Here is a 10,252-nt window from a genome sequence, read left to right on the forward strand (position 1 = left end):
ATCTGTTCCGGCACCGCCCATGGCGATTCCAACATTGGCGGCAGCAAGGGCTGGTGCGTCGTTCACACCATCACCAACCATTGCCACCTCTCTTCCTTCACTTACGAGTTTCTTAATTTGAGCGAGCTTATCAGACGGGAGCAGATCACCTTTTGCAGTCATGATGCCAAGCTGAGCGCCTAGAAGATCGGCTGATTTCTGATGATCCCCTGTGAGTAGTAGGGTTTGCCGAATTCCAAGATCATGTAGGTGCTGCATGAACGTAGAGCTGCTTTCACGCACTTGATCTGCTAGAGAGAGCATGCCGAGAATCGCAGCATCATTTGCGAGCAGCACAACCGTCTTTCCTTCATTTCGTTTTTTGTCGATGGCTTTTACGATCTCTTGAGTAAGAGAAAGGTACTGCTCGATAAAGGAAGGACTGCCAATATAGTATGTCGTTTCATTGATTTCACCAGATACGCCACGTCCAGTCTCCGAATGAAAGTGAGCAACCTCAAGGAAAGGTGCTTTTTGCTCGTGTCCAAAGCGGACAATCGCTTTTGCGAGCGGATGCTGGGAGCCTTGTTCAAGCGAAGCTGCATAGGAAAGGAGAGAAACTTCTGGCTCAGCACCAAAGGAGGTGACATCAGTTACTGTCGGTTCTCCTTTTGTTAATGTCCCTGTTTTATCAAAGGCGACTGTATCAAGTCGCGCCGCCGCTTCAAGATGGGCACCACCTTTTATCAAAACCCCTTTTCTTGCCGCGCTTCCAATTGCCGTTACAATCGACACTGGTGTTGAAATGACGAGAGCACAAGGACAGCCAACGACAAGAACAGCGAGCCCTTGATACACCCAAACACTCCATTCTCCTTGAAACAATAACGGTGGAACGGTCGCAACAGCTAAGGCGATCAAAATAATAAGTGGGGTGTACAGGGCAGCAAAACGATCAATAAACGCCTGAGAAGGGGCTTTTTCAGATTGAGCTTCCTCGACAAGGTGAATCATTTTTGCGAGTGTTGAGTCCTCATATGCTTTTGTGACGGTAATTTCCAGGAGACCGTCCTCATTTAACGAACCTGCAAATACATGATCGCCTTCTTTTTTCGTTACAGGCATGGATTCTCCGGTAATCATCGCTTCGTTTACTGCCGCGATCCCTTTATGAACGACACCATCCATGGCAAGCTTTTCACCTGGACGAACAACAATTCTGTCACCGATGACAATATCTTCAACAGCAATTTCTTGAATCGTACCATCACGCCAGACCCTTGCCACTTTAGGGGCAGCATGAATGAGCGATTGAATCGATCGTCTTGCCCGTGTCATTGCATACGTTTCTAACGCTTCACTAATCGCAAACAGGAAGACAACCGTCGCCCCTTCACCCCATTCACCAATTGCCACAGCACCGAGAACAGCAATTGTCATCAATGTCTTCATATCAAAATGAAGCTGAGTAAGGTTCTTTAATCCTTGCCAAAATAATGGATAGCCACCAACAACCATCGAAAGGGCAAACAAGAACGTCGCTGAAGTGTAGCCTTCTCCGTGCTGAAGGAAAAGAGCAAAGCCGATAAGCAAAAGAAGACCTGAGAGGGAAGTGCGGATCATTGACTTTGTTTTCCAAAGAGGCGCGGGGGCGATGGATTCTCCTGCCAGTGAAAAAGACAAATCTTCAAAAGCACCTGCACGCTTAAGCTCTTCCATAGAAATATGGCCACGGACGGTAATTTTCCCAGCCTGATAGTTCACCTCAGCATCTTGGACAGACGGAATCTTTTTAACATTTCGTTCAAACTGAGCAGCACAGCTTGCACAAGTTAAACCGTGAATCTGATAGACCTGTCTTTGCTCAGACACGTTCGGTCACCTCCTTACGGTGAGCAAGGGCTATGGTCACTAAGGAGCGTACATGCTCATCGTCCAATGAATAAAAAACGAGTTTTCCTTCTTTTCTGCTTTTCGCTAATCCCATCGTACGCAAATGACGGAGATGATGTGAGGCTGTGGCCGTAGATGATTGAATAATGTTTGCCACATCACAAACGCAAAGCTCGTCTTCCTGACACAAAGCATACGCAATTTTCATTCTCGTTTCATCCGCAAGTGCTTTAAACAATGCAGCTACAGAACTAAGATCCTCTTGCTGCATAAGGGTAGTTACTCTTTCCACCTTTTCTCTATCGAATTGATACACGTCACAACGCTCTGACATTCGATACCACTTCCTTTAGAAAACAATCAAATATATATTTGAATATAGTATAAAAGAAAACTTCAGTATAATCAAATATTCGTTTGAATGAGATATAAATAGAAGAAAAATAGAAAAGTATACTCTCGAAAATGATAAATACGAGAACAATTTAATCATCATTTATTTCAATAAAATCACATGAATGAATTGAAAAAATAACGGATTAGATAGAATTTTTCGATAAATTATGATAAGATTCTCCTGCTTTTAAATAGTAAATAAGGAGGATTTAGGATGAGAGTACGTGTGGTCGTATCAGGTTTTGGGATAATTTCACCAGGTGCATCGGATGTAGAAGGATTTGATACCATGCTTAAAAATGAACAACATGCATTGCAAGTTCTTGCGAATCAAGGTCCAAATGGGGAGGATTTACTTTTTGGTCTTGTTAATGGGGAATATGAAACCATTGCAGGGACAAATTATCGACGCTATCCACGAGTGTGCCGACTGGCTATCGCTGCTGCTGACGAAGCATGGCAACGAGCGGAGCTACCACGGACGGGAGGGAACAATCGTACAGCTGTAATTGTTGCAACGTCGGTCGGTTCATTACGTGAAATCGATCAATTAACTTTGCGAGCTCATTATGAACCCTTCAGAACGTATCCTATTACAACCGTGGGAGTTGCAAATACGAGCAGTGTAGGGAGCGCCATTGCTGCACATTTTAATGTGACTGGACCAGTCTATACGCTTACAACCTCGTGTACTGGTAGTGCAGATGCCATCTTTTTAGCAAAGCTTCTACTAGAAACTGGACAAGTAGATCGGTGCATTGTCGGCGGAGCTGATGCCCCCGTCGTACAATCAAGTGTTTATGGTTTTGTAAAAATACGAGGCATCTCCATGTCTAATAAGCTGGAAGAGGTAGGTGTTCCCTTTTCAGAAACATCGAATGGCTTTGTTATGTCTGAAGGGAGTGCCATTTTAATCGTAGAACGGGAGGAAACGGCCATGCGCAGAGGTGCACATCAATTTGGCTACATTGAAACCTCTAGACCCACTCATGATGCCGTCTCGATTTTTTCTTCGGACCCTGAAGGGAATGGTTTGATCGAAGCGATGAGAGGGTTAGTAGCGGATAGGGAACCATCCTATGTGCATTCTCAGGCATTAGGACTTGCAGAAAATGACCGAATTGAGAAAAAGCTTCACGAAACGCTTTTTAGTCATCAGGTTCCTATAACATCGATAAAAGGAGCAATTGGTCATCCTTTTGCTGCAGTGGGAGCTATCCAAGCGATTTCTGCCTTGTTAAGCATTGAGCATAGCTACATTCCAGCAACCATTCGAACAGATTTGAACGGTTTTGAAAAACTACCAATTGTCACAGCAACAAGATATTGTAAAATAGATAGGGTGGCTGTAACAAATCATGGCTACGGAGGAAGTAATAATTGTTTCCTACTTTCATCGACATAGAATAGAGGTAAACCGTAATGTCTTTTATATTGATGCTTGTCATCGCTATGATTCCCCTTCTCCTTTGCTATATTCTTCTAATGGATAATCGGAGCAAGTTAACGAAAGCCATTTGTCTATTCATTTTAGCTGGTAGTATCTGGCAAGTGAGCGTTGGCTTCCTTTATGCAACGGAACGATTCACAGCAAATACGATCGAGTTCTATTACAAATTAATGCGAATTGGTCCAATCATGCTCACACCTGCGCTTTTATATTTTGCCTATGTAATGTTGAATCATCCAGAAATTGACCTTAAAAAGTCACAAAAATGGCGTAAAGTAATCAATGCACATACCGTAGTTTTTGTATTTGGATGGGGTCTCTTATTATACGTCTCAACCTGGCTCGGAAAAGATATTGTTGGCTTAACTTTGATTGAAATACCTTATGAACATCATTATTACTATCCCATTGCAGGAGATTGGTATGGATTATTCATCGCCAATCTTGTGCTCTTGTTTATAATGAATATGATTAGCTATCGAATAACGTTTTTTATTCAAAACCGACATGTGAGGCATTTTTTACAGATCGTCTTATTTTCGTTTTTTGTTGCTTTTGTTTTAGGGGTTTTAAATATTTTTCAAGTCGTTGGCTTGTACTTAAGCATGATGGCGATTATTTTTCAAGCAATGACGATATTGTTTGCGTTTTTAAAAACAGATAAAAAGATTATCGAAGAGATGAACGATTCATTAACATACCAAAAAGACTTTTTCAAAAAAGTCGTCAATATGAATCCTGGTTTTGTCTACATTAAAGATAGAGACGGACGCTTTACGTTCGTCAATCAAGGGCTCTGCCAGCTATATAATTTTCGCTCAGAAGAAATTGTAGGGAAAGATGATCGCTTTATTGACACGAATCAAAAAGAAGCAACTCGACGTGTAAAAGAAGATATCGAAGCAATAAGGAACAATCAAAAAATTTTTAACGAGGATACGTTTTATACGAAGTCAGGGAACGTTGTGCAAGTGCAAATGAGCAAAATCCCGTTAAAGGAAGCTGATGGAACACCGTTTTTGCTCTGTGTCGCTTTTGACATTACGGATCGAATAAAAAAAGAGGAATTAGAGCTAGAAGCAGAGAAATTAAGAGTGGTCGGTCAACTCGCTGCAAGCATCGCCCATGAAATTCGCAATCCACTTACGTCGATTATGGGCTTTCACAAATTTATGTATGAGACAAAAAAAGATCAGCAAAAGTATTATGAAATTATTGATTCCGAACTGAAACGCATTAATGAGATCGTTGATGAGTTCATGATGTTAGCGAAACCTCAGCTTCACAAATTTGAAAAGCGTTCGATAAAAGATATCATCGTAAGCATCGTGAGGCTAAGCTATGCTGAAGCAAACATGAAAAATGTGGAAATTGAGTATGTTGTTAAGACCGATTTACCTGAAATTTGGTGTGACGAAAATCAATTAAAGCAAGTGTTCATTAATTTGATAAAAAATGCGATCGATTCAATGGAAGAGGGAGGAAAGGTATCCATTCATCTTACACAATCAAATCAGTCTGAGGTCCTTATTCAAGTTCGTGATAATGGAGTCGGCATAAAAAAAGAACGACTTGCCACACTCTTCGAACCCTTTTACACAACAAAGGAAAAAGGGACAGGGCTTGGACTTGTCGTTAGCAAACGAATCGTCAAAGAACATTCTGGGCGAATCGAAGTGGAAAGTGAAGAAAACAAAGGGACAACCTTCTCCATCTATCTCCCCATCAATCCAAAGTCTGAAGCAGAGTTCGTTGATCCTCAAGAGGCTGAAGCCTAGCAGCCATCCTCTTGAGGAAAATAAAATTTTCTATTGACTTTAAATAGATAATGTTGTAAATTTAAAAATGTCGTTAAGAGAATAAACCACACGATCCGTTAGCTCAGCTGGGAGAGCGCCACCTTGACAGGGTGGAGGTCACTGGTTCGAACCCAGTACGGGTCATACCGCTATAACCCTTTTGTAGTAAGCCTTTCGAATTTACGGAGGACTTTTTCTTTTCTAATGTGACCCTGTTAGGTGACGAATAGTATGGGTCATACCTGAAAAAGAATCCTGTAACCCTTAGTAAATAAGGATTACAGGATTTTTGTTTTGACATTTGCTAACAGATGCTTCATTGATTATCTTTCATGACTTTTTCGAAAGTTTCCGCGACCTCATCTTGATGATTCGATAAAAGATGTGCGTATACTTTATGTGGCTATTGATATTTGTCGTCTTAATAACTAGTGAATTTGATATGCCTCTAACAAGAAAAGAAAAAAGGAAGCAAAATCTTAGTAGTTTGGCTAATGATCGGACTAATATTCTTAATAGCTTATTGACTATTAAATAGAAAAAGTTGTGAGAAGACTCTATCTTGTACTATGGGGTAGCTTAAATTTAACAAAGGATTGCGATTGCAGCATTTTTTTATTCTACGGACGAGCAGGATACTTCAACAAGAACTGTTGTGATTGAAACCTTTTATCAGACGTTTTCGTAAAAAATATATAGCCAAAATAAATGCATGAACGTGTGAGAACGGGCAGGTTTGTTTAATAAGAAGTTACAATAGGAATGCTTATCTACTGTAAAATATAATAAGAATGTGAAATGAGGATTATTTATTATATGAAGGAGCATTGCCCATTCGCTTTGACCGTAGAACTTTTTGATGCTGAGATGCTGTTTGATCCATTTGAAAAACAATTCGATCGCCCAGTGTGACTTATACATCTCTGAGATTTCTTCGGCACTTAAATCAAATCGATTGGTGATTAGATCAAGTATATTTCCTTTGGAATCCATCACTTTTACTAGTCGAAAGTAGTTCTCAGTACGGTTTTGAGTCGTTCCAATCAACACCATTTGATCGGATAAAACAGATGAGTCATCTGGTAGTTTGAAATCGTCAACTACCCGTGTCACAGCGTTTTTCCTTAGTCTAGATAGGAAAAAGCAGCCATCGTCTGTCATGCGATCAAAGCGCTCATAGTCGAGATAACCACGGTCAAACACATACATGCATTCTTTGTCATCAACCATGACTTCAAGCTGATTACGATCATGTTCATTTGCCGTTGTAATCAAGGCTTTTTCAGGATATGAATGTCCTTTTTCCATAAAAACTCATCGCAAATGTAACTTGACACCAGCTTTTGTTTTCCTGAACTTTGCCCGTTTATGATGTGTGAAATTAAGTGGCAATGTGCTTGTATCAATGATTTTTAATGGCATAATAAGCTTCGTATCATGTGTTTTTGCATGAATTTGTGAGACTAAATCAAGGAAAAGCTGTTGAAATAAATCAGGATCCATTCCATTCCATTTAATCGACGTGAAAGCTGAGATATACTGATGGAATCAAGATTAATCTCTTTTTGCAGTTGATCATCAAAGAGACAATCGCTCAGTGCATGGAGGCTTTCTACCTCTTCCAGCTGGGCAAAAAGTAATAATTTCAAGAATGATTCTGTCGTAAATTTCTTTGTATAAAAATCTAATTTCAGTATTTTCACCTGTTCTTCAAATAATTGAACATTTATTGGTGAAAACCATTGTCCAAATGATGTTTTTCGTGTAATCTTATCCATGAGTTTGGTCCTTTTTATTGGATTTGGACGGGATTACCACCTGACCTATCCATTATAAAGGACTTTTTCTTTGCTATAAATAAGATTATCGAAAATTTTGAGTCTTTTTAATGTTCGGATTTGTTTAATGCAACACTAGTGAGCAAAAGTCAATGCAAATATGTTCCACTTACGGAATTGGAATAGAAAGGTTTCTTTAGCTAAATGGCATGAAACTTTCAATCGTGTGATACAGCTAATCAATGAGAAAAGGTTAAATTTGATGAGGATAGATTCTCAACACTATTTATTGGATATAAAAACGGCTCTTGAAGTTATTGAAAATGCCAAAACAATCAAAGGAAAAGTGTTTCGCTTAATATCACAGTACCAAACAGTCTGTACCAATCAGGCCAGACGAGATTTTTAAAAATAGATCTTCCCATCCAAAAAATCTGAATACCGGATCGCTTATAAGGTTATTGAGGGGCGAATTATTGTTGAAATTGTGGCCGTAGTTTCCCGAGTGAACTTTTATCAAAAATTAAAACAGAGAATATAACGTCAGCCGTCCTTGCAGGATGGTTTTTTTATGATTGAAATGTGAAAATTAATAGTATTTTAGTGATGGAATTCGATTAATGCTACGCTAGTGACATATCATATGTTTCCGTCAATTTGAAAGAACGAGCTGTTCTTATGTTACATTCCCGATATTTCGTTAATGATGAATAACTAACCAGTGACCAAATGGTTGCTTTTCATTATTGCTCCTTCAAATGGTGCATCTTGGTATTACTCCTTCAACATTCTTTGAACAAGTAGCTTTAATAATTTTACGTCTGCCTCGTTTAGTTTCTCCACCTCATGTAATAATTCTCGCCTGTTCCCATCGTTTATATCATCCTTTTCACACTTATATTCCGTTGGAGAATCTACACGACCTAAAAGGTAATCGGTGGTTACGCCTAAAGCATTGGCAAGATCCACAAGCATTGTATTAGAAGGTGTGCTGTACCCAGTTTCATAATTCGATATAGTGGTTTTTTTTGTTAATACCCTTTCAGCTAAATCTTGTTGAGTGAGATTTTTCCTTTTCCGTGCTTGTTTTAATCTCATACTGAGCATTTATCCACCTCCCTTTTAATAGAACGGAAAATGTTCAAAAATATTGTACCTATTGTACTCTAAAAAAAAAAAAATTAAACAAGAATTCAAAAAAAAAAACACTTTTTATATTGACATCCAAGTTTTTTGTACATAAAATAAGGACGAATACAAGATTCTTGGACAAAAAGGGGGGTGGTACTTCTGTGAAAAATGAAAACCTAGTTATGGCACGACAGGAAAAGGGATTGACCCAGGAAGAGCTTGCTAAAATGCTTGGATATAAAGGAAAACAGACAATTGCTAATTGGGAAAGCGGATATGCCTATCCTACTTTAAACAAAGCGATTGAAGCATCTGAGATATTAGAAAAGTCTGTATCCTTTTTATTTAGCTATAAAGTTCAAAAAATCTCAAACGAAAGTAAATTTTGTATGAAAGGAGGTCAAAATTGTTCAGAGACAAATCCGAACTTCGTAAAATCATCCGGCAAGAAGTAGACCTTGCAATTCGAGAACACTACAGCGCACATGAAACAACAATTTTAACGGTCCAAGAAGCAGCGGATTTAATCAAGGTGTCCAAGAAAACGCTGTACAAAATGGCCAAACTCCCTGAGTTTCCCGCAATACGTTCTTCTGAAAGGGGGAGCATTAAAATACCAAAGACGAGTTTTCTGGTCTGGCTTGAAAAATATTATTATAAATCAGGTGAAAAGGATACTAGACTGCTTCAAAAATAAGAGAGCATGGAGGTTGATCTAAGTTGAACTCTAAAAAATTTGATTATAAAAAAAAATTAAGAGTGAATCAAAAAAGGAAACTAAAAATCACCACATCTATTGCCGCTGCCTCAGCAATTGCATTAAGTCCATTGTCAATTGATAATAATTCTAATGCTCATTCAACTCTAGGGAACCTTCTAACTAATCCAAATATTTCTGTTTATAGTGTCTCTGCCCAAGAGATAAATCTAGCAGATTTAAACATTCTTCAGAATACATCATTGTTTTCTAATACAGGCGATATGCATTATAAAAATGAAAGCGGTAATTACGAACTTGATTTAAGCTTTACGGGAGAGGGATTAGCAAATGTCAGTCTAGCGGATCCTAAAGTAGTTGTGTTTACTCTACCTGAAGAGCTTCAAGGAACGGTTATTGGCGAACCTACAGTAACTATAAATGCGCAATTGACTGCCATTACACCTGGGGATGTTCCAGGGGTAGAACCAATTGTTAATACATTAGGGGATGCTATAGCAGTTTTAGCAGCGGTTGATGGATTGCCTCTCGATCTTGCTCCACTAAATACAGCGTTTGAATCAATTCGTAGTCTTCAAGATTTAGGATCATACGAGGTAGAGACTACTGGCGTTGTTTCAGAGGATGGAAAGACGGTTACCGTAGACTTCACGGAAGGTTTAGGTGAATATGTACGTGCTACATATGCTGGCTTCTTTGAACCATTGAAGGATGCAATTAACGATTTAGAATATGATGGTATTTTAGGTCCTGTAGTTAATCCACTTATAGATCAATTAAAAGATGTAGCTAATCAGTTATTTGACATTACGGATTCGATTGCAGATGGATCAAGCGACATCTTAACAGAGGCTCTGGATGCTAATTTATTAGGAAATTCTGATTATCGGCTTACGACAGAAATAACTGATCCATTAGTACCGGAGGCTACGGTGAGTGCTGCAGCAATTAATGAACCTGCTATTAACGCTAGTATTTTAAGCAGTATTAGATTAGATGGAGCACAAACCACAATATACTTTGAATCAGAGGGGGACGCCGATGCGGACGCTGATGCGGACGCCGATGCGGATGCGGACGCGGATGCGGATGCGGATGCGGACGCGGA

Annotated in this window: 8 protein-coding genes, 1 tRNA gene and 1 pseudogene; 6 read left to right on the forward strand and 4 right to left on the reverse strand. The window is 39.3% G+C overall.

Features of this window, described 5'->3' with window-relative positions:
* Together BLT_RS0106915 and BLT_RS0106920 are read right to left on the reverse strand one after the other, a co-directional pair.
* Positions 1-1,851, reverse strand: a 1,851-nt coding sequence (locus BLT_RS0106915; RefSeq protein WP_017727055.1) for a heavy metal translocating P-type ATPase, incomplete at its 3' end; no start/stop codon positions are given.
* On the reverse strand, positions 1,844-2,206 hold the full coding sequence (locus BLT_RS0106920) for an ArsR/SmtB family transcription factor (RefSeq protein WP_017727056.1): 363 nt from the start codon (positions 2,204-2,206) through the stop codon (positions 1,844-1,846). The genes BLT_RS0106915 and BLT_RS0106920, both read right to left, overlap by 8 nt.
* Before the next feature lie 276 nt (positions 2,207-2,482).
* Between BLT_RS0106920 and BLT_RS0106925 the strand changes: the two genes are divergently transcribed.
* The 3 genes from BLT_RS0106925 to BLT_RS0106935 all read left to right on the forward strand — a co-directional run bounded on the left by BLT_RS0106925 (position 2,483) and on the right by BLT_RS0106935 (position 5,661).
* Positions 2,483-3,673 (forward strand): beta-ketoacyl synthase N-terminal-like domain-containing protein, encoded by a 1,191-nt coding sequence (locus tag BLT_RS0106925; protein WP_017727057.1) that lies wholly within the window; start codon positions 2,483-2,485, stop codon positions 3,671-3,673.
* Between the two features lie 17 nt (positions 3,674-3,690).
* A complete protein-coding gene (locus BLT_RS22635) occupies positions 3,691-5,496 on the forward strand; it encodes an ATP-binding protein (RefSeq protein WP_017727058.1) in 1,806 nt (601 codons plus the stop codon).
* Positions 5,497-5,588: 92 nt separating this feature from the next.
* Positions 5,589-5,661: transfer RNA gene (locus tag BLT_RS0106935), tRNA-Val, on the forward strand.
* Between the two features lie 633 nt (positions 5,662-6,294).
* Here the strand turns inward: BLT_RS0106935 and BLT_RS21560 are convergent.
* Together BLT_RS21560 and BLT_RS22985 are read right to left on the reverse strand one after the other, a co-directional pair.
* Positions 6,295-7,295, reverse strand: a pseudogene (locus BLT_RS21560) (IS4 family transposase); the annotation flags it as partial.
* Between the two features lie 774 nt (positions 7,296-8,069).
* Positions 8,070-8,402, reverse strand: coding sequence for a helix-turn-helix domain-containing protein (locus BLT_RS22985; protein ID WP_017727059.1), 333 nt, complete (start codon positions 8,400-8,402; stop codon positions 8,070-8,072).
* A 185-nt stretch (positions 8,403-8,587) separates the two neighbouring features.
* On the opposite strand from BLT_RS22985, the gene BLT_RS21570 reads away from it, so the two are divergent.
* The 3 genes from BLT_RS21570 to BLT_RS24215 form a co-directional block, all read left to right on the forward strand.
* Positions 8,588-8,881, forward strand: a complete 294-nt coding sequence (locus BLT_RS21570) for a helix-turn-helix transcriptional regulator (RefSeq protein WP_017727060.1) — start codon at positions 8,588-8,590, stop codon at positions 8,879-8,881.
* Complete coding sequence (locus BLT_RS24925; protein ID WP_017727061.1) at positions 8,833-9,123, forward strand: helix-turn-helix domain-containing protein; 291 nt, start codon at positions 8,833-8,835, stop codon at positions 9,121-9,123. Before BLT_RS21570 ends, BLT_RS24925 begins: the two co-directional genes overlap by 49 nt.
* Before the next feature lie 23 nt (positions 9,124-9,146).
* Positions 9,147-10,252: adhesive domain-containing protein (locus BLT_RS24215; RefSeq protein WP_017727062.1), on the forward strand; the 1,106-nt coding region annotated here is incomplete at its 3' end.

This window comes from Halalkalibacterium ligniniphilum, from assembly GCF_000334155.1.
Taxonomy (GTDB): Bacteria; Bacillota; Bacilli; order Bacillales; family Bacillaceae_D; genus Halalkalibacterium; species Halalkalibacterium ligniniphilum.

Bases quoted from the DNA above. Each gene is read 5' to 3' on its own strand.
- BLT_RS0106920 (WP_017727056.1), bottom strand. From the start codon at position 2,206: ATGTCAGAGCGTTGTGACGTGTATCAATTCGATAGAGAAAAGGTGGAA.
- BLT_RS0106925 (WP_017727057.1), top strand. From the start codon at position 2,483: ATGAGAGTACGTGTGGTCGTATCAGGTTTTGGGATAATTTCACCAGGT.
- BLT_RS22635 (WP_017727058.1), top strand. From the start codon at position 3,691: ATGTCTTTTATATTGATGCTTGTCATCGCTATGATTCCCCTTCTCCTT.
- BLT_RS22985 (WP_017727059.1), bottom strand. From the start codon at position 8,402: ATGCTCAGTATGAGATTAAAACAAGCACGGAAAAGGAAAAATCTCACT.